Below are 21,879 nucleotides of genomic sequence, written 5' to 3'. Positions count from 1 at the left end.
CAAATTAATAGTCGCCTTTTGCTCCGCAAAAGCAGCGTTTGTGGACGCATCTTTCGCGGAGCGAAAGGCGACTATGATTTGATCGACAGACCGCTCTGCGGGAAAGGTCGAGCCAAAGCGAGGCAGTTCGCTAACCATTCCTGGTTTTCCAGGCGTACTTCGCGATCGTGAATAAAATCTTGTAGCCTGCTTTGATGGTACCCGAAACGGTGCCGCTGATCTTGCTGACGCCGACTCGGCGACGGTAGCGGACCGGAACTTCAATGGTTCGTAACTTTGCTACCGCTGCTTTGACTTGCATTTCGACGGTCCAGCCAAAATTCAGATCTTGCATGTCTAAATCGATCAACGATTGACGTCGTATCACTCGGAACGGCCCCAGATCGGTAAAGTCCGTTTTCCAAATCCGATTCATCAGAAAACATGCCAAGCGGTTTCCCCAAACGGCCTGCGGCGGCATGGAACCTGATTCGCGTTGGCCCAGCAAACGTGAGCCCAAAACAAAATCTGATTCGTCGTGCAGAATCGGAAGCAAGATCTGTTGAAGCTGTTCGGGATGGTCGCTGTAATCGCCATCAAGGAAACAGACGTAATCGATTGCCAATGATTCGTCTTTGCAAAATCTTTCCAGGTGGTGCATCGCAGCTAAACATGCACGTCCATAACCGGGGATCGGTTCAGAAACGACCTGGCATCCGGCTTGTTTGGCGATCGCGGCGGTTGAATCGGTCGATCCATTGTCGGCAATGATCACCACGCCAACGTTGGGCAAATCATCCAGCACCAATGGCAGCGAATCCTGTTCATTTCTGGCCGGAATGATCACCGCGGTTCGCTGCAATGCCCGTTCAATCGAATTCAAAAGTCTGCCTTCCGAGGCAAGTCCAAAACGAGTCCTGGAACCTGATAAATTTTGCTGGAAGCGGAAAGTGGGCATGGAAACACTCATAGGTGCTTCAATGTCCAGGCAAGCCGCTAGTCCGCCATCCAGACTAGTCTAGTGGTCAGCGGTCAGCGGTCAGCGGTCGGCGGTCAGCGGCCATCGCTGATTGCTCCGTTTTATTTTCAGGGTCAATCGTGGTTCTGCTGAGCCGGTCGCGTTGCTGAACAATCGCATTCAGAAAGACTCGCCGGATCGCATCATAGCCGCGATCATTGGAAACGACGCAATTCTTTTGGCTCCCATGTCCCCCCAAATCCTGGTTCAGTGGAGTTTGACCAGGATTTGGGGGACATGGGAGCCAGGGGACATGGGAGCCAGAGTGGTTCAATGGATGCCAAAGCCTAGTCCGCGATGAGTTACAATGACGGCAGCAACGGCGCGAAAGACAAGTGGCGTGACCTGCCTTTTTGTGCCGACGAATTCGAAGGGTTTTCAAATGGATTCAACAGACTCAAGTAGCACATCGAAAACGATTCGAATCACGGACGTCGATACGCTTGCAATGAATACCTGTGTCGTTCGTAAAGATCGACAAGGGCATGTTCTGTACGTCAATGATTCGTTCTGCAAGTGCTTTGGGCGAGAACCGCAGGAACTGATCGGCAAAACCGATTTTGATCTCTTACCGGAAAACGCCGCCCAATCGATGATTGAACGAGATCAAAATGTGATGGCGAGTGGACAGGGCGAGCACGTTATCCAATGTCACGTGATGGCCGATGGAAGCGAAAGATACATCGAAGCGCTGCGGATTCCCGTTTTCGATGAAGACAACGAAACCGTCGGAATTGAACTTGCCTTTTGGGACGTCAGCAAACAGAAGCAGGCGGAGAAAGAGACCCAGCAAGCTGAGTTCTTGCTGGAAACGTTGATGAAAAACATTCCTGATTCGGTTTACTTCAAAGATAAGCAAAGCAAGTTTATTCGGGTCAGTCACGCGCAGGCGAAGCACTTGGGCGTTCCGGATCCATCCGAACTGATTGGAAAGTCTGACGCCGACTATTTTGGCCAAGAGCACGCTCGACGAGCGTTTGCGGATGAGCAAACAATCATCGAAACCGGTGAATCAATTGTCGGCAAAGTCGAACGAGAAAACTGGGACGATCAGGAAGACACCTGGTGCTCGACGACGAAGTTACCACTGCGGGATGCGTCGGGGGACACGATGGGGACCTTCGGTATTTCTCGCGATGTGACGCTTCAAATGCGAGCCGAGTTGGAACTTGCCAGGGAAAGGGATCTGCTTAAGACGATCACCACCAATATCCCAGACATCATTTACGTCAAAGATCGATGCGGGCGATTCGTGACGGGCAACGTGGCCACGCTAAAAATGTTTGGCCTGGAATCGGTAGACGAATTGATCGGTAAAACGGACTACGATTTTTTGCCCGCTGAAATGGCCTGCAATTTCGTAGCCGACGACCAGATTGTGATGCGTACCGGCGAAGCGATGCTTGGCCAGGAAGAATCGTTTCAGAAAAGTGATGGAAGTTTGATCTGGCTTTCGACGACTAAAGTTCCCTTGCAAGGCGAAGACGGTGAAGTCATGGGCATGGTCGGTATCGGCCGTGACATCACCCAGCGCAAACATGCCGACCAGGAATTGTTGGCCGCCAAGAATTCTGCCGATTCGGCGAACCGTGCCAAGAGTGAATTTCTGGCCAATATGTCTCACGAAATACGCACGCCAATGAACGGCATCATTGGAATGACGGAACTGTTGTCCGCGACGCGACTGGATGGCGAACAACGAGAGTTTTTGCAATTGGTGCGAGAATCGTCGCAGTCGTTGTTGCGGTTGCTCAATGACATTCTTGATTTCTCGAAAATCGAAGCGGGACGAATGGAGCTGGAGGAAGTCAGCTTCAACGTCCGTGATTGTGTTGGCAAGGCAGTCAAGTTGCTGACTTTTAAGGCGGAAGAAAAGGGATTGGAACTCGCCGGACGAATTGATCCTTCGATCCCCAATCAAGTCGTTGGTGACCCAGGGCGTCTGCGACAGATCATTGTCAATTTTGTCGGCAACGCGATTAAGTTCACCGAAAATGGTGAAGTCGTTGTTGATGTCAATCCAGAAGAGATGTCCGACGGTTCAGCACTTTTGCACTTCACCATTCGCGATACGGGCATTGGAATTGCGGAAGAGAAACAGCAGAAGATCTTTGAAGAGTTTGCCCAAGCCGATTCTTCGACGACTCGCGAATTTGGCGGGACCGGACTTGGTCTAACGATTTCGTCGCGGCTGATTGAGTTGATGGACGGGCGTGTTTGGGTCGAAAGCAAAGCTGGCAGCGGAACGACATTCCACTTCCTGGTCCGTCTTGGTGTCGTTGCAGATCAGACCCCGAAACGTCCAGCCGAGCTTGCACGTTTAGCCGGAATGCTCGTCTTGGTCGTCGACGACAATTCAACAAACCGTCGAATTTTGGAAGAGATTATTCGTCACTGGCAAATGCAGCCCGTCTTGGCTGAAAGCGGCCAACAGGCACTCGATATCGTTACCGATTTTCAAGGTGACGGAAAAGAGTTTGGGATGATCCTGTCAGACTTCCACATGCCGGGAATGGATGGGCTTGAATTTGCCGAAGCATTGATAGAACAAGGCCTCGATAATTGTGGTCCCATTGTGATTCTATCGTCCTCGGTCAGTGGGCTTGATCCACCAAGGCTGCGTCGTGTTGGCGTTGAACGATACATTACCAAACCAGTGATCGCATCGGAGCTGTTGGATGTGGTGCTGGAAGTGAAAGGAGTTGATGTTGTCGCAAAGAATTCGTCTGGGTTGCTGATTCCAGAGGTGCCAACACTGTCGCCCCGGAAAATCTTGTTGGTCGAAGATGGCTTGGTCAATCAACGCGTCGCGATGGGCTTTTTGCAGAAATGGGGGCATGACGTCACGCTGGCCGTCAACGGCCGTGAAGCAGTTGATCACGCAACGCGAGAAGATTTCGATCTGATTTTGATGGACATTCAAATGCCCGAACTCAACGGCTACGAGGCAACCGAAGCGATACGCGAGTTTGAAAAAGATTCCAAGACACATCGCTTCATCGTCGCGATGACGGCCGAAGCGATGAAAGGCGATCGCGAAAAGTGCATCGAATCCGGGATGGATGACTACGTTTCAAAACCGTTCAAACCCGAAGACTTGCAGCGAGTGATCGAATTGAGCGGTAATTGATTGAAGAGAGACGCATTCTGAGTGAATGCCACCTCCAACCGTGCAGGCTCGCTAATCGCCAGACATTCTCGTAGGCCGTAGCGAGTGGAGCGAGTTACGGCATTTTTTTGCAGTCCTGCCGTAACTCGCTTCACTCGCTACGGCCTACGCTTAAGAACCGTCGGAATAATAAGTGGCATAGGCTTCCAGCCTTTTTATACCCCACAACTTTGACCGAACATCATTCTTCACTGGTTCATCGCATTTTCAAACGAGCCTTGCCAGCCGACTGGAAGCTATGGAACGAGCGGGAAATTAGTGTCGCCTTTCGCTCCGCGAAAGTAGCGAATCCGCTGCTTTCGCGGAGCGAAAGGTGACTATAAAAAGTCGCACGTTCCTAAGGTCTGCAAGTGCAAAGCCCGGAGGGCGACACAATTGCGCCGTTTGTGTCGCTCTCTGGACTTCGCATTCAATCCTATCGCACAACGCGGCCTGAAGCTGAACCGCCCATCAAGGCTTCGACTTCGCTGCGGCTGACGTAGTTGAAATCGCCTTTGATGGAATGTTTCAAGCAGGATGCGGCGACCGCGTAACGAACGGCAGTCTGCGGTTCGCTTAACTCGGCAGTGGTCAGTGAAAAAATCAATCCACCCGCAAACGAGTCTCCACCGCCAACGCGGTCAACGATGTTCTTGATTTCGTAAGCTTGGTAGTTTCCATCGTTGCCCAGTGGTGCAAAAAAGGCTTTGTCCAATGCCGCGTCGTACAACATCGCTCCCCAATTGTTGTGCGAAGCTGACAGGCTTTCACGCAGCGTGATTGCCACTTTACTGACGTTGGGGAATTGCTTTACGACCTGTCGGGCCACATCTGGATAGCGGGATGTATCAAGCGTACCGGAATGCACGTCGGTTTCGCCCGCTTGAATTCCCAACACATCGTGACAGTCTTCTTCGTTGGCGATGACAACATCCACAAAAGGCAACATTGTTTGCATCGTTTCTTGGGCCAGCTCGCGAGCTGACTTTCCCGCTGCCCACTTCCAAAGTTTACCTCGGAAATTCAAGTCAATCGAAACGGTTGCGCCGGCTTCTTTTGCTTTCTGGGCGGCAACCAACGTTGCATTGGCCGCCTGCGATGATAAAGCTGGCGTGATACCGCTCAGATGCAACCACTGGGCATCGCTAAAAATTGCTTCCCAGTCGTACTGATCAGCAGCGGTGATCGCGATCGCTGAATCCGCTCGGTCGTAGATCACATTGCTGGGCCGTTGGTTCGCACCTGTTTCTAAAAAATACAGACCAAGTCTTCCTTCGTCGGTGCGAAGGATGCAACTGGTATCAATGCCGACCGCCCGAACCGAGTCAACGGTTGCATCGGCCAGTGCGTGCTTGGGCAGTGCGGTGACGTAGCGAGCAACGCCACCAAAGTTGCAAATCGAAGCCGCCACGCTGGCTTCGGCTCCTGCATAGGTGGCCTCGAATTCGCGAGTCTGACGCAATCGCAAATTTCCGGGTGCCGCCATGCGGCCCATAATTTCACCAAACGTGACGACAACCTTACTCATTCTTCATGCCTGTTTTTGCTGTTCTGATTGCATCGGCAGCACGTGCAGTGATGCCGTCCCAGTCTTTGTTATCCACCAAATCTTGCTTGACAATCCACGAACCGCCGATGGCGACCACGTTGGGTTCGTTCAAGTAGGTGACCATATTGTCGGCGTTCAGTCCGCCAAGCGGGAAGTACTCGATGCCCAAGTGTTTGTAGGGAGCACTCATGCTGCGAAGGTAACCCACGCCCCCGGTTACTTCGGCGGGGAAAAATTTGACGAACCGGCACCCCAATTCAATTGCCGATTCTAAATCAGATGGCGTCGCAATGCCCGGCGCAAATGGCAGCCCAACTTCTTCGGCCGCTCGCACGACTCGTGGATTCATTCCCGGTGAAACGCCAAAATGTGCTCCCGCCGCTTGCACTTCTTTGACAGTTTCCGGCGTTAAGATCGTGCCCACACCGACCTGCATTTCGGGGACTTCGTCGCAGATCGCTTTGACTGAATCAATCCCGTCAGCGGTTCGCAGCAACAGTTCGATCGTATCGATGCCACCGGCTAGCAGCGCACGGGTCAAGGGAACAGCGTGCTCCAATTTTTCGACTGAAAAACCAGCGACCACGCCAGACTTTCTCAAACGATTTAGAATCTTCTCAGGAAACATGACGGCAGATGGCTCAGGTGATGGTTGCAATGCGATGATGAATTAAAAGATTGGTGGAACCCCCGTGGATCGTCAATCCGTCCGTGTGATCAGAATTCAATGACCTTGCCCACACGAATTGAAACGGGGCCGGCCATTCCGGCGGGCACCAAGTCTTTGTTTTTATCAGGACCACTGATCGTCCATGTTTTCTTTTTCGCAGCCGGCAAATTGGCGTCGTAAACCAATCGATTATGCCAGGTGTTCGTCACAGTCACCTCAATCAAATTGGTACCTTCGACAACATGCGGAGTGATGTTGGCGCGAAACGGAGGTGCCCACTTCACAGCGACCGGATTCCCGTTGACGGAAATTGCCGCAATCACACTGACTTCGCCCAAATCCAATAACAGTTGCCGTTCCAAGCTCGCAGCATCAAGTTGCACTTCACAACTGTAAGTCGCTGAACCGGAAAACGCACGGGTTGCTGGATCGGGAAGTTCGGACCACGGCATCAAACGATCGATGGTCAATTGCTCCGGGATCCCCCAGCCACTTGGAAAGTTTATCTTCCAAGGCCCTGATAAGTTGATGGGTTCTAATTGCTCTACGTCTACTTTACTAATCGTTCTGTCGTCGTTCTTGATTTTATACTTCCCGCCATCCCAAGCGAGCATTTGATGGTCGCCGATCAGTGTTGGGGCAAGCTTTGGTGCTGTAACGCTTGGTTGTAGTTCGTCATTCTGTTGCAATCCAAACGGGAACTCGTTTTCAGGTTCAGCATTGATGACACTCGCTCGAGCATCCATCACCACTTCGCCGTCTCGCTCGATAGACGTCGCCGTCGCCGTGGCTTCGCCCGAATCGAAGACCACAAAGGCACTTCCTGCGGCGGGTAATTGCATCGGAATGGTGGTAAATCCATTGGCCTGATCGAAGATTCGAATCTTTGTCGATTTGCCGGTCATTGGATCAAAAAGTCTCGGCTGTCCGGTGGCACGAAACTGCAAGTTTGCATTGAGCGGTCGTGCGCGGTTGGCAGCGATGAAGTAGATCTCCGATTTTTCGCTGCTGCGATGGCACCAAGTACCGTCTTGGATTCCGCTGACATCGGGTTTGATGTTTAGCATCATCAGCAAGCTTGCCAGTTGCGTTTCGGGTTTGCGAATGTCCCATAGCAATCGTCCCCGGCCGATCCTGCGGTGACCAAACGGTTCATCTCTATCGCCCCAAATGTCGCTCACCAATTCGTCAAACGATTTGCCTTCGCTTTGTTGCTCGCCAAGTGACGGATTCAATTTAGGTGGCCCGCCGATCACGACTGCGCCTTGCAGAATCAGATCTCGCAATCTCGCCAGCGTCGAAGGAGATAAGCGATCGCAGTGTCCAGGCGGCAACCACAACACTCGCCATCGAATGCCCTCGGGTGTAACCAATTGTCCGTTCTGAACACTGATTCGATTTTTCAAAACATCAGAATTGAGGTAGTCGAAACGATAACCGGTTGGAAACGGCTCGTCTTGTCTTGGTTTGTGATCAACACCGTCGCCAAGATAGTACAGCACATCGGCGACCGGATTTCCCTGCTGCAACATCAGATGGCAACGTGCCAGGTAGTCGGTGAACAACGGCATGTGTTTCCACCAAGTCTGGCCTCGCAGGAACGGTGTTCCAATTCGGCCGCCAAACGAAGTTCCCGGAACCAATTCGGTGCGGGGATTGTGAGTGTAGGTGTGAAAGACCAGATGGTTGATTCCGTAGGTGAAATGCCGATCCGCAATGTGCTTCAATTGGAACGGATGCTCATTCCAATGAATGCCCGCATTGGTAAAGGCTTCGGCAGCGACTCGATTCTTTCCGTAAATATGTGCGGCCGAAGCTGCTGGCAAAATCGGCTTCGTTTCCAAGCCGCCCCAGTGTGGATCGTTGGGTTGCCAGAACTCGCACATCGGGATGTCGGCCGATTTGTAGTATTCAAGAATGTCGCCCGGCGAAACGTCGCCGATGGCTGTCTCGAACGAAAGTTTCATCCCCCGCTGCCGTGCCAATTCAGCCAATCGTCCAAAGTAGTTTTGCACGATCATATCGCTGACGGTTTTACGCCAATCACGCAAAAACATTTCGCTGGTTTGATGGTCATCGATGACGTAACCGGCCAGTGCGGGCAGCCAAGAACGCAAGTCATAGTTTCGCCGATTCTTAAACTCATCTTCCATCGCCGGCGTCCAGGTTTGCGTGTAGCATTCCCAGCTATCGATCAGCATTCCTTTCAAACGTCCCTGATCGGCTGGCCCACCGTCGGCACTGACCCGCCCGATGTAACCGGCGAAGTGTTGTTCTGCCCCGGCCGGTGAAAGCTTGTCGCATTCAAATCCGGTCGCTTCCGGCGGCGCGGGCTTATTCTTGACACCTGTGTTGACGTGACCGAATCGTAGTACGGTCCAATCACCATCGGGTGCGTTCCAAGTTAACCGCCAATCGCTATCAACCTGCTTCGAAAGGTCAACGATGGATTCACGGTCAACCCAAGAATCTGGATTTTGAACTGGATTGGAATCCCGCTGCAAACTGCGAAGGGCGTATCCCGCTTGGCTTTTCCAGTCATTGGTTCGTGCCGCCGATAACAACCGGAATCGTGACAATTCCAATGGGTGTTTTGTGTCAAAAGTGATCCGGTACCGAGTGGACAATGCGTCTGGAAACGCGAGCACCAATTGATGTTCGGGTTGTCGGTCTTGCCACGTGCCACGCGGAACGATTCGCGTGCCAGTTTCCTGCCATGCTCCATCGATGAACGCTTCCAAGCGAACCTTTGTGTCGGGATCAAAGTTGCGTCGCTTCAATAGAATTTCAACCGGTGGAAGCTCGATGCAGCGCACGTGAGTCGGTTGGTCAAAGGTTAGTTCCAACCAAGTTGGACCATCGTTGCCGTTGATATCGAACTTGGTTTCTGAGTCGCCACCAATCAGCTTCTTCCACGGTTGCGATGGACGATTACTGGCCACTGAAACCGGCGTCAAGTATTCACCGGTGTCATCGATTGGTGTTGGGAAAGCTAGGACTGCGATGTCCTGGTAATCTCGCCATGGTTCATCGCTTGGTTGTGGTTTCGGTAGCGTCAACGAAAGCTCAGTTCCGCCCTTTACATCGGTGCGGCTATGCACGAGATGCCGCATCGCTTTATCGGGCGTGATCCATGGACCGCCCGACATCGCCCAACCTGGGCAATTTTGCATCGTGAAAACCAAACCCAGTCGCTCGGTTTCATCGGCGACATGCGAAATCATGTCATCCCAAGTCGGGCTAAGCGTTTGAATTTGCGGCTTTACGCCTGGCCATGGTCTTCCTCTTCCGTGGAAAAGTTGAATGCCTTGAAAGCCCGCACCGGCGACCGCTTCCAAGTCGGTCGTCAACGCCGATTTGTTGACATTGCCACCGATCAAGTGAAACCAAGTCTCGGGATGCATCGAATGCGGAGGCGACTGAAACTGAGTCTCAATCGATTCCGTCTCAGGTGCCGGCACATCGGCTACCTGCGCCGAAAGATTCCCGAGCAGTCCAACGAACAGAAACCAGCCGGCAGCGAATAGTTTTTTTACAAACATCTTAAAAAGTACTGACATGTTGGTCGAAAGGATGGGATCATTTCAAGAATGATGCTGCCACCGACATCTTCCATCTTTGAACTTTTGTTCCGCCAATCAAAGAGGTTGGCGGAGATGGATGACGGTGGCAGATCAGAAAGCCGAACTTGCTTAACCTATTGATCGCTTGCTGGCTTGCAGAACAGGATCATGTTCCAGGCCGATTTCCTGCCCTTGCCCTGGTCCGCGTTTCCAGGAATGCGAAGGCTTTCGTCTTTTGCTAAACGTTTCTTGTAAAGCGCTAGCGAACCACGATTCAGCGCGACCTTTTTGCCGGTCTTCTCGTACTCTTTCAGCCAATCAGGCGTCGGAACCTTGGGGTCATGGGCGACAAAGAAATCCAGGTCTTTAGCCGCAGTGGCAACGATGTAATCATTGGCCCAGTAAGCACTGTCCCCGTTGGCGGTCCGAATGACTCGAGTCCCATCGAGTATTTCTGGAACGGACTTCACGTAGATTCTTGCATCGTCCGAATACGCGAGCATTTCGTTTGAAAGCGGATCTTCCATTCCTCCCACGCCGTCACCGGTGTAGGCAAAGGTGGAAAACATCCGATCGGTTTCAGCGACTTCCGCCACGACAATCGGTGGTGCTTCGCGAAGTTCAGCGAGCTTCTTCAAATCATCGTCATTGATCGGAGGCCTCGATGATGGCCTCGCCGATGGCAAGGTTGACGGCAACATCGCGGGCATCGATTTCGTCACGCCGTTGTTCAAGTCGATCGGCTTGGATTGCAAACGCAACTTCGCCGCTGGTAAGCCTTCACGCATTGCGGTCAGCACGACTTCGCCGGATTGCAGCGTTGAACGAATGCTGATTCGGTTGATGCCGCATTCAGTGTTCAAGTACAGGTGATTGGTGCTGTTCTCGATACCGCTGTTGTAACCGCCTCGCCAAATGCCCGGCCCTGAAATTTCAAAGTCCACTCTTTGTTCATCGGTCGGACATCGACGTCCCTCTGCATCAACGGCTTCAAAATCAACCAACGCAATGTCCGATCCATCGGCGCGCCACCCACCAGGAGCGGTCATTGGCGTCAATCTGATTGCCACGGCAGGCCCCGCAGTTTCTTTGACTTGAGTGGCGACGGTTTCGCCATCGCGGTAGGCAACGACTTTGATCTGACCGGGTTCATACGCCACATCGGGCCAAGTGAACAACGTGTTCAAGCTACGTTCGCCACGCCCCAGACTCTTGCCGTTGACAAACAATTCAGCGGCGTCTGCTTTTGCGACTGCGTACATCGTTTTGACAGTGTCGGCCGGGTAATTCCAATGGCCGATTAAATGCACGCGATCTTCGTCGTCCCAAGTCGCTTGCAATGCCCAGTAAGCTTCCTTGGGTAGTCGAACTGCATCGACTTCGCCCGTCGCCCGCGCGACGTCTGTGCGCTGACGTGTTCCGTGAGTCCCGTCAGAGAAAATCCAATTGGCACCACCGCTGTGGTCAGGCTTGCTGCCGAACAGCGTCCACCATTGATCGATCGCGTTGGTCGCGAATCCTTCAGAGGTCAGGTCGTAGGTGTTGAGTTCAGCCAGTTTGCCAAGGTTACCGAAATCTGGTGGCGAAAAGTGGTCCCAAACTCGGCGAGGTGTTTCCGTTCGGTCATATTCGGTTTCCACAACGGGCAGCGTCGGTAACGCTCGTGTCCGCCCGACGGTTCCCAATTCCAAATCAATGCTGCCCATCATCGCGGGCGTTGACATGCGGAATCCAAAATAGCGTTTCCCGTTGGGATCCCATTTCTGAGTGATCGCCTTCATTTCCGCGGCATGTTCAGGACTGACGTTGTAGTTGCCGCCTTCCCAAACGCAGATCGATGGATGGTTGCGATAGAAAATGATCAAGTCACGGAAGGCATTGGTGCGAGTTTCCCAAGCTTTGCCAAAGCAATCTCGCTCGCCATCAACACCTGGCATCAAGGTGACGAATCCATATTTGTCGCTGCAATGCACACCTGCGGGTGGACCGGCGCAATGGCCCCAGCGGATCATGTTTCCGCCCGCGTCTTCCATCATCTTCAGCGTGTAGTCGTGCATCCAGTTTGGAATGCCCGCACCCAGACCAGCCCAACCAGCGATCGGTTTTTGACCCCAACCATGTAATTTCAACGGATGGCCATTGATCCAAAATCCGGTTGCGGTGTCAAAGCGATAATTACGAAATCCAAACGGAGTGGTGCTGGTGTCGCGTACCTTTCCGTCGATACTAATTTCGACTTGAACCTGATAGACGTACGGGTAGTCCGGTTCCCATAGATGTGGTTCGTTGACTTCTAATGCTGAAGATGATTTGATCTTTTGACCAGCAGGAAGTTCGGCAGTTTTCGTCTTCTGAGCGACCACATTGCCGTCTGGATCGACCAGCTTGAATGCGACTTCGATGTTGGATGCTTTGTCGAGCGAGTTTTCAATCTCAGCACTGATGCCAACGATTGCCTTCTCTTTGGCAAGTGATTCTGTCCATGCGTAAATGCCCTCGGTGCCCAAATGAGCATACAACGGCAGCGTCACATGGACTGGATCCATGACATGCAAGTAAACGTTGCGATAGATGCCGCCATGCGGCGGATGCCAGTTTTGATGATGCCAAGGTGTGTCGCCGTCATACAATTTTTTAGCGACGGTGTTGTCGACCTTTACCGCCAGAACATTCTTGCCATCCGCATTCAGGAATGGTGTCAGGTCGAAGGCGAACGGAATGAATCCTGTTTCGTCATGTCCAAGAAATTGTCCATTCAGGTAGAAATCAGCGACTTGCCGCACGCCTTCAAATTCAATGCAAACTTTCTTGTCGCGAAATTCCTCGGGCAACGAAAACTCTTTGCGATACCAAGCAGTCCCCATCCACAAATTCGATTCACCTTGGTGACCACCGGTCCCAAAGTCGTTGAATGTATCGACGTCATTCCAGGTGTGTGGGCAACTGACCGTGGACCAATCGCTCGCATCAAATTCGATAGCCTCGGCACCGCTTGAATCCGCACGATTGAAACGCCAGTCGGCATTGAAATTTAGCTTGCGGTTATCAATCGACTGGTCAGGCGAATCGGCAAAGCTAACACGGCTGCCAAGAGTGACCGCAGCAGCGACCAGCAAGCAAAGTAGAGCAACGTGGGATTGGCAATCAATACGTTCAATCAGTCTGTTCATCTCAGTAAAGCTTCCATCATATGGAACATGCGTTTAGTAGTCCGTTGTGATCAGTTGCCAGTTTGCTTCGGAAGCAGGTTGCTTCGGAAGACCGCAAAGTCGGGCAAGCCAATCCTTTAGCCACTCACAGAGTCTAATCCATTAAGGTGCGAATTCTCACCCGCTATCGAGCCGAAGTTGCTGTGAAAAGCCGCAAAATCTAACGCTGCCCGTAGATTGGTGCTTTCCAGCTCTTGGGAAGTCTACCCTGTGGCCGAACGCCGTAGGCATCCGCGGGAATCTGAACTTCGTCAGGTTCTAATAGATCCAGGTCATCCGGAAGGTGTTTGATCTTGAAGTCCTTGTATTGAATCTTCATCGCCGGGCCGACATGAACTTGAACAGCCAGGACACCTTCAAGCGAGCGACCTTTTTCATCCAGATCGATGAGGTCCGCAGTCGGACGACCATCGATCCAGTGTCGGTGATGGTTGCCTTCGACCAGGACTCGGTAATCGTGCCACTGGTTTGTATCAAAAGCTGCCGATGCGAAATTGTCGTCGTTAAGTTTACCTACGACCCAGGAATTGCCGTCCGCGTCAACGACGACTTTCTCGTTGGCGTGCGCTAGAATCCGGCGGCCCTTTTCTTCGTACAGCATTCCGTTGTATTTCGGAACTTTGGCAACCACGTCACACTGATACCCGGACACAATGTCAAGCCCCAGGTCGGGACGTGAAGTTCCGCGGTACTGCAATCCGCTATTGCCGCCCGCGGTTACTTTCACTTTGACGCGGAGTTCAAAGTTTCGAATCGTCGAATGTTTCCAGGTGATGAAGCGATTTGATTTTAGCGACCCATCGGTGACACCGGTTAAGGCACCATCTTGGACCGACCAATACGCTTTATCGCCATCCCAACCCTTCAGAGTCTTTCCATCAAAGACTCTAACAAATCCTTCTCGGTCCAACTTCGCAGAAACGTTTGCAGACGCTTTTGGATGGGGTGCAGTCGATTCTGAAAAAGCCTTCAGTGGATTCAAAGGACCACCCAACGCTGCGACTTTTTTTGTCGTTCGATCGCGAAATTCGGACAGTGTCGCAGCATGCTTGGGATCATCGACAAGGTTGACCAGTTCGTTTGGATCGTTCTTTAAATCGTGTAGGAATTCATGGTTGCCATGATCAAAGTACCGTACGTACTTGTAACGATCACTACGAAGCCCCTCGAACGCTGGGATCCGTTTTCGTTCGGCGAAATGCTCGTGAAATGTTTCGCTTCGCCAGTCGCTGGGAACGTTACCGGTTGTGATTGGGACCAGGCTGCGTCCCTGGTATCTTTGTGGAATCTCGACGTCTGCCCAATCCAAAAACGTTGCGGGGAAATCAAGGTTTGTTGCCAGAGCCGCCGTCGTTTTTCCTTTCGCTTCGGCGGGTAGCCTTGGGTCCATGACGATCAATGGGACACGGATCGCTTCGTCGTAGTGCGACCACTTGCCGGCCAAGCCTCGGTTGGCCATGTAATAACCATTGTCGGCGGAATAGACGATGATTGTATTGTCGGCGAGTCCAGCGGATTCTAACGCGGCCATAAAACGACCGATCGCTCCGTCGATGCCACTGACCATTCGATAGTAGGAACGCATGTTGGTTTGGTACTTCTGATCCGTATTCCATCGCCAAAAGTATCGCTCGCGTCCGATCGTTGTTTGCAAGAAACCCGGCAGCGAATCGAAGATTGCCGGATCGTTTAGTCGGGGCGGGGCGATGGTAACGTCGTCGTACATTCCATCGACGGTTCGAGGCCACGGAAAATGGCCGATCCCTGGTCGGCGATCATTGTCTTCTGCATGGCAGGCGTTGAACCAAAGATTCAACGCAAAAGGTTTTCCAGCGGGTTGGTTTTGAATGAATTCAACACCTCGGTCGACGATCACTTCAGTCTCGTGCCGAAGACTACCGTCAGCTTGTTTCTTGTAATAAGGGTTCCGACCAATGGCCTCAAATTCATCGAAGTGATCCTGCCTGACAAAATCCTTGGGCATCTTTGCATGCCATTTGCCAAAGTACCCTGTCCGATAACCGCTACGACGAAGCAAGTCGCTGTACAAGGTCTCAACCGCATCGGGCCTGGCGAATTCGGGCCTGTCTTTCTCGCCATAGCTACGACCGGTCAGCCCCGTCAAAATTGAGGTGCGACTAACCCAACAAATCGGTTGCGAAACGAACGCGTTTTCAAAACGGGTTCCACGAGCAGCAAGTTGGTCAATGTTTGGTGTCTTGATGACCGCATTGCCGTAACAACCAAGGGTGTCAGTGGTTTGGTCATCGGCAAAAAAGAAAACAATGTTCGGGGGTGTTTCTTTCGGTGGTGCGTCGGCGGAGGCAAGCGAAAGACTCAGGAAAGTAGATAGAAGTAAACCAAAGCTTGTTTTTATCATCGAGCTCTTCATTTAACGACAATTTGTTGTAATGCGATCGGGAGATTATTTCGTACCAAGTGTAATGGATGAGGCTACGAGTCCCAGCAGTTCGAGGACTCGTAGCCTCGTCCACTACGGTACGTTGTCAACTGCCGCTCGCCTGAGAAACTGTTTTAAAACGTAGCTGATCCCGCCAGGGTTCAGTCCACGATCGGATCAAGCTCGACTGAACCCTGGCGGGATCAGCTACGGGCAGTTCGCCGGCAACCTGGCGATGTCCAATCAATTGCCAAAGTTGGCACGGAAGGCAGCAAAATCGGTCAGGCCGATCTCGCCATCGCCATCAGCGTCTAAACCTGACAGTGCATGCGGGTCGTCTGATAAGGTTCCAAACACACTGCGGAAGGTTGCAAAGTCGGTAAGCCCGACTGAGTCGGTGCCGTCAGCATCGCCATACTTGCGGTACAGTCCATCGGATGCCGTCATCACGTAGGCGTCGCCCGCGATCCCGTCGCCGTTACCATCGAGTTGGACATCCGACGCCGTCACCAATGATGGGTCAATCGTCAATCGATAGTGGCCATCCTTTAAACTGCCGAAATCGGTGACATAGGAAGTGGACGGATCGAAAGTCAATTCGACGGTTGTCTTTTCGCCAGTCTGACCAATCAACGGTGCTTGGATCGCGACTGTTTCACCATTTTCGTCGTCGTAGATCAATTGGAACGGATTGCCATTTTCAGTATCAATGTCCACGACTTGGTCAAACGTTACCTTGATTGAATTGACTAAGGATCGCTGCGAACTGCCTGCGTTGATTTCGATGCTTTCAACCTTGGGAGGCTCGGCGATGGTGACAACATAGTCTTCGACTTCACCATCAGCGGCAAAACCGGTTGGCCCTAGCTCGCCCGCGGTACTGATGCGGACTCGAGCGTAGGCGTCACCCACGGTGATGCCGCCGGGCAGATCGCGTGGGATGTCGTAATTGATCGTCTGCATGGCTTGATTGACCGTGATGTCGTCAAGGATCTTTTCTTCAAGCTCGAAGGCTCCATTGCGATTGAAATCAATCCAGGCGTCGACTTTCGCTGTGCCAACTTCGTTCACATTGCCGAATTCCACGTTGACCGCGGCGATCAGGTTGTTGACCCCGATTCCGCCAAACATCACTCCATCTTCGTCGTTGCCGTCGCCGTTGGCACCTGCCGAAACCGTGCCGTCACTCTCCGAGTCGCGCGTTGCCCCAAGCTGTGGCCCAATGGCCGCATGCCGGGCTCCGTCATCGGCAACAAGGGTACCGTAGGACAAGGGTGCGTCGCCGAAATCCAAATCGGCATCGACGATTTCAAAATTGACCGTCGTTGTTGTGTAAGCGGTACCGCCGAGTCCGCCAGCCGAATACGGGGTGACGACTAGGGTGTATTGCCCGACCGGCAATGCGCCGGCATTGAAGTCACCCGCTGCGTCACCAAACAGAGCGTAGGGTGAAATGGTTTCGGCCTGACTACGCGTCACCACCCCAGTCAATTCGAACCCAACACTTCCCACTGGCTTGGTGGTGGTCGCACGAACATTCAAATTGGTCGTGCCCAGCGTTGCCGAACTGATGGTCGATCCGTCAGTCAGCGAAACGATGTCGTTGTCGCTGTCGGCATTGAGTAAGAACAATCCGTTGATCGATGGATCGCTGTTATCGGCGACCACCGGCCCAACGCCCGTGAACAGTTCAAGCGAGCGCCAACGGCCCCGTGCCCAAGCGGTTCCATCGCCTTCAGGAATTTCACCGTTGGTGTCAGCATTGGACTCGATCGAAATCGTATCACCGTTGCTCAAGGCCACATTGTTCCAGACATGCTGGTTGGGCTGCAAGTCGAGTGCTGAACCTGGCCCGATGTACGGATTCTGGTAGGTTCCCACCACGGTGCCATTGACCAACAGGCGATACGTCGATTCGCCGTCTTCCTCAGTCAGCGTTGTGATCCGCACGGGGTAGACACCCGAATCACCGGTGAAGGTGTGTGAGGCGCGAGCGAATCCGGCGCGGTTGGCGATGATCGCGGCGTTGATCCCCAGAGCATCGTTACCGAAATCGGCGTAGTAATCCACCTGGCCCGCATCCAGGACGGGAAAGTCGGTGCGAGCGGCAAACGAATAGGTCGCAGGTTGAGCGACCGCACTGCTGACCTGTTCCAACTTGCCACTGCCGTCGGTGTAGCCAGCCACGACGCTGATCAGCGATCCCACATCGGCCGCGCCGAGCGAGTAAGTGCTGCTGGTTGCACCGGAGATATTCACGCCATCGCGTTGCCACTGGTAACTGATTGCTCCAAGTCCATCGGCATCGACCAAGGTGTTCGATGCCGTCAGTGTTTGGTTTTCGGTCAGCGTGCCGGCGATCGTCACCGATCCGGTTGGCGGGCTGTTGGTGTTGCCATCGCTAACCACGAAATGGATCGTGACCGAATCGCCCGCCGTGCCACCAAGGTTTGCTTCGGAATACGGAGTCACGACCAAGGTGTGCTGGCCGACTGAAAGCGAACCGGCGTTGTAGTCACCGCTTTCGTCGCCAAACAAAGCGTAGGGGGCGACGGTTTCCGATTGACTGTGGGTCGTTGCGCCGGTCAGTTCAAACCCAACGCTTCCCGCAGGCCCATCGGTGGTGGCTCGAATATTCAAGCTAGCTGAATCAAGTGTGGCGAAGTTGATTACCATGCCATCGGTCATCGTAACGATATCGGAATCGTTGTCGGCGTTGACCAAGTAGACTCCGTCAATGTCCACGCTAGGCACAAAGAACTCAGAAGTCACCAAAATCGCCCAATCTTGACCTGGCGTGTTGGGCGGTAGGCCCAGCGACACTGGCGATCCGCCGCTAACAACCTGCGTCACTGATCCGTCTTGCAAGACGCCGCCGTTACGCGGGTCAAACCATTTGACGTTGAACGTTTCACCCGCCGGCGCGGCGCTAAGGTCCAAGCTCGTTGTGCCGCCGTCTTTCAAATAGACCGTGTAGACTTCGCCCTCTTGGTAGAAACCGTAGTCATCGCTGGCGGTGCTGATCGAGTTGTCGTTGACCATGTCCCAAAACGGGATGTCAAAGTCTTCAAAGAACGACTTGGCGTACCGCGTGTAGTCCCACCAGTTATCGCGGCTACGGAAGTCTTCCGCCGTCAAATCCGAGTGGGCATAATCGTAACCGAAATACCATTCATTGCCGGCACCGCCGGCCATCAACGTTCCCCACAAAGCGTTCTTTCGGCCATCGACATGGCTATTGCCCGGGTCCGCGTCTGGACGCAACGAAGCTCGGGCGTCGCCGGGTTCATCGACCGCGACCACCCATTTTTTCCCCGTGGCTGCCGATCGGTTGACCCATTCCACCGTGTCGTCATGGACTTCGCGGAAGTCGGGTTTGCTTGTCTGCAACGACAAGCCGGTCAATTCGGATTGATTGCCCAACAGGTCCCCGTACCTTTGTTCTTTTTGCGCAGGATAACTGTGCAGGACCACGTTGTGGCGATAGGGATCGTTGTCGTAAAAATACTCAGCAAAATCCCTGGCTTGCTGTACCGTGTTGGTGGTTTCTTCGCCCAAGTTCCAATTCATCGCTAAGTTGTGGCTGTACCGAGCGATCAACTCACGGTAATACAACTTACGCTCTGGCCCCAAGTCGCCTCCATCAAGCAACTGATCGTTCTCAGTTTCCTGAGTCTTGAAGTGCAGGTGCAGTCCCTTTTCAGTTCCGTGCTCAAAGACGATCCCCCACTGGTCCAACCGCGAAACGTCCATTCGGAAACGCTCGTCGTAGTCCAAGTACGGGAAGACATTTTTGTCGTCGCCGATGATGTTCATCGTCAAAAACGAAACCGAATTGAGATCCTCGGAAGCCAGATAGTTCAGCGCCCCGATCAGTTCGGTTCCCTTGCCGCCATCCCAACTGGGATCACCCGCGTTCCAGTCTTGCTGGTGTGGTTGCCAAGACTTGATAGACGCAGCTTCGTTGGGGAACGCGCCTCGGTTGTATTCGCCATCGGTCTTAAACGGTCCGTCAAAGTCTTCGTAGGACAACAGGTTTTCGGGCGCATCGGGGCCTTGCTTAATGAAGTACTCGCCCGTGCCCGCAAATTGCAGATAGTGTTCCCCGACGTATTCAAGACGCCCCTTGCCGCGGAAGTCGTCGCCGGTCTTGTCGGTCGCCCCAATCGTAAAGCTGCCCGTGATGCCATCGTAGGGAGCAAGGGCAAAACCACCAGTCGGACTGTCATTGACCGACACGTTGTTTCCGGTGCGGAACGAGATTGAATAGTTCCATAGCCCCACTTCGTCAGCGGATAAGTGCGCTCGCCACTTGTTGCCGCTGGTTGCGCCGGTGTTGGCCGCGTCGCCATCGGCTGCAAAGTATCCCGGCACGGTGTACGTCAATCCGCTGGCGGGATGCGTGAACGTCACATTCATGCGGTACTGGGTGAACGGATTGACCGCACCGGTTTCACTAGCGCCGGGGCCGTCCAGAGTCAGTGTGGTGTTGTGCCATTGCTTCAGCTCGCCCGAGATTTGAACGTCGCCATTGCCGTCGATGAGATCTTCGCCAGCGGCTCGTTGCGACTCGGGTGTGTTCAGATTCTGGGCCAAATTGACAGGGGTATCTTCGTGCCGAAAAACGATTCGGTCGATGCTGTAGAACTTCGATCGGCCGGAAACCACTAAGGTGTATTCTTCGCCGGCTTTAAAGTTGTACAGAGCAACCCGTTTGTTGGCATGTCCACCCGGATCGAGCTGTGCACCTGAATCCCATCTAAAAGTGTTTAACCCGCCACCAAAGAACTTGGTGTCACTCTGCAACAAACTTAGCGAGGCATTATCCAAGTGGCTGTCGTGCGGGCCAGATCCGGCGGTGTAATCGCCCTCGACGCGAACGTAAATGTCGTTGCTGATGTCGTTGCGAGTGGGATCAGCACTGTTCTCTTTTGCCGATCGCAGATGCAAATAATACAACCCCGGTGTCTCCACCCGAAACTTGTACTCGATCGGCGAATTCGGCGGACCGTTCTGATAAGTGTTGCCAAAAAATTGAAGGTAACCATCGCCGGTGTAGTTGGAAATTTGAGTCTCTTCCTGCCACAATCCGATATTAACGGTGTCTGTGTTTTCGGTCTCCATGACCACCAAGCCGCCGGCTTCCAAATATGCACCGGGGGTCGGTGGAGATGCATCTTCGCCAATGAATCGAATTTCCGACGCCATGACAATGTTGTCCGCACCAGCCGCCGAAAAATTGTCCACCACCATCCGCACATGCGTGACTCCTTCGACCGTGCTGGGAAGCGACTGAACTTCGGGGGCATACGTTTTCGGCGAAGTTGGATTGTTACCCTGGTTCGTCGATGTGTCGTCCGGATGATTTCTCTCAGACCAAGTCAGCGTATCGCTGCCGGTAAACGTGGCTCCGCCATCGGTTGAGTAGGAAAGAACTGTGTTCTCGAAACCTCGGTCGGTCTGCAATCCCGCAGGCCCAATCTCGGTGCTGTTCCAAAGCACCATCCCGCTAAGGTCGAAGGTGCCACCGAGGTCGAAGGTTAATTCATTAAATTCAGGGGCGCTGCGAATTCGAGAGACACGTTGGGCGCTATTGCCCGAAACATGTTCCGGCCATTGCGCGGGTACCGGATCACCGGTTTCGACGATGGTCGGATCTTCTAATCCAGACCCATCAATCCACTGGCTACCGGCTGGAGTACCGTATTCAAGCTTCCAATCGGGATCGCCAGCACTATCCAAGCCGGCGGAGACCGGTGCGATTACCTCGGCAGCCAACAACTGTCGCTTTTCAAGCGTCTCCAGCCGCAAGCGTGCTTGAGTTCGGTTTCTGTGCGACAACTGATTTTTTTTCGTAAACCGGTCACCCATGCGTCTCATCGCTCTCCACCAATATGAGTGCTAGGCAGCTCGTTGATCGCCCAAGAAAGACGTTTACGCAGCCACTTCTAAAAGAACGCGGACGACGCCGTCGAGTACCCGGCTAAAACCTACAGAAAAGCGCGGTCGATTACGTGCAATGCACGGATAGAAAGATCGCCACTTCCATCCCGCTCGTGGTTGAAATTTTTGCGCGAATTCTGGCAAAAAATGACACTTCTCGCTAATCGCCACCGAGTAGGCCGTGTGGAGCTTTGCGACACACGGCTTTTCATGCACATGCCGTGTGTCGCAAGACTCCACACGGCCTACGTTTGCCAAACCAACGCAAAAAACCTAGCAATGCCTTCTCGTTGGTGGCGGTTAGCGAGAAGTGTCTAGAAAAACGATGTTTTTCGGTGATCGCCGTCAGCTAATTCGAAGAAACTAAAACCGTTTGCCGGTGGTGCAACAGAGTGGATT

The 21,879-nt window shown here is 53.1% G+C and carries 8 protein-coding genes; 1 reads left to right on the top strand and 7 read right to left on the bottom strand.

The window, feature by feature from the left end:
- Positions 1–130: 130 nt before the first annotated feature.
- Positions 131–862 (bottom strand): glycosyltransferase family 2 protein, encoded by a 732-nt coding sequence (locus tag RC85_RS05935; protein ID WP_235033277.1) that lies wholly within the window; start codon positions 860–862, stop codon positions 131–133.
- A 517-nt stretch (positions 863–1,379) separates the two neighbouring features.
- Between RC85_RS05935 and RC85_RS05925 the strand changes: the two genes are divergently transcribed.
- Positions 1,380–4,127, top strand: coding sequence for a PAS domain-containing protein (locus tag RC85_RS05925; RefSeq protein ID WP_235033276.1), 2,748 nt, complete (start codon positions 1,380–1,382; stop codon positions 4,125–4,127).
- Positions 4,128–4,581: 454 nt separating this feature from the next.
- Here RC85_RS05925 and RC85_RS05920 read toward each other — a convergent pair whose 3' ends face one another.
- From RC85_RS05920 to RC85_RS05895, 6 genes are all read right to left on the bottom strand, one after another.
- Complete coding sequence (locus tag RC85_RS05920; RefSeq protein WP_068259811.1) at positions 4,582–5,673, bottom strand: sugar kinase; 1,092 nt, start codon at positions 5,671–5,673, stop codon at positions 4,582–4,584.
- Positions 5,666–6,322, bottom strand: coding sequence for a bifunctional 4-hydroxy-2-oxoglutarate aldolase/2-dehydro-3-deoxy-phosphogluconate aldolase (locus tag RC85_RS05915; protein ID WP_068259808.1), 657 nt, complete (start codon positions 6,320–6,322; stop codon positions 5,666–5,668). Before RC85_RS05915 ends, RC85_RS05920 begins: the two co-directional genes overlap by 8 nt.
- 89 nt (positions 6,323–6,411) lie before the next feature.
- A complete protein-coding gene (locus tag RC85_RS05910; RefSeq protein ID WP_068259805.1) occupies positions 6,412–9,924 on the bottom strand; it encodes a glycosyl hydrolase in 3,513 nt (1,170 codons plus the stop codon).
- 137 nt (positions 9,925–10,061) lie between these two features.
- Positions 10,062–13,097 (bottom strand): glycoside hydrolase family 2 protein, encoded by a 3,036-nt coding sequence (locus tag RC85_RS05905; protein WP_084422381.1) that lies wholly within the window; start codon positions 13,095–13,097, stop codon positions 10,062–10,064.
- A 199-nt stretch (positions 13,098–13,296) separates the two neighbouring features.
- Positions 13,297–15,516: a sulfatase-like hydrolase/transferase gene (locus RC85_RS05900; protein ID WP_068259851.1), complete on the bottom strand. Its 2,220-nt coding sequence runs from the start codon at positions 15,514–15,516 to the stop codon at positions 13,297–13,299.
- Between the two features lie 264 nt (positions 15,517–15,780).
- Complete coding sequence (locus tag RC85_RS05895) at positions 15,781–21,378, bottom strand: DUF5060 domain-containing protein (RefSeq protein WP_238383096.1); 5,598 nt, start codon at positions 21,376–21,378, stop codon at positions 15,781–15,783.
- Positions 21,379–21,879 lie beyond the last annotated feature (501 nt).

The sequence above is a fragment of the Rubripirellula obstinata genome, assembly GCF_001642955.1.
GTDB classification, from domain to species: domain Bacteria; phylum Planctomycetota; class Planctomycetia; order Pirellulales; family Pirellulaceae; genus Rubripirellula; species Rubripirellula obstinata.
The sequence above is the reverse complement of the archived record's forward strand: the minus strand, read 5'-3'. Positions and strand labels throughout refer to the sequence as shown.

Coding starts and splice junctions, on each gene's coding strand:
- RC85_RS05925 (WP_235033276.1), top strand. CDS start 1,380: ATGGATTCAACAGACTCAAGTAGCACATCGAAAACGATTCGAATCACG.
- RC85_RS05920 (WP_068259811.1), bottom strand. CDS start 5,673: ATGAGTAAGGTTGTCGTCACGTTTGGTGAAATTATGGGCCGCATGGCG.
- RC85_RS05915 (WP_068259808.1), bottom strand. CDS start 6,322: ATGTTTCCTGAGAAGATTCTAAATCGTTTGAGAAAGTCTGGCGTGGTC.
- RC85_RS05910 (WP_068259805.1), bottom strand. CDS start 9,924: ATGTCAGTACTTTTTAAGATGTTTGTAAAAAAACTATTCGCTGCCGGC.
- RC85_RS05905 (WP_084422381.1), bottom strand. CDS start 13,097: ATGAACAGACTGATTGAACGTATTGATTGCCAATCCCACGTTGCTCTA.
- RC85_RS05900 (WP_068259851.1), bottom strand. CDS start 15,516: ATGATAAAAACAAGCTTTGGTTTACTTCTATCTACTTTCCTGAGTCTT.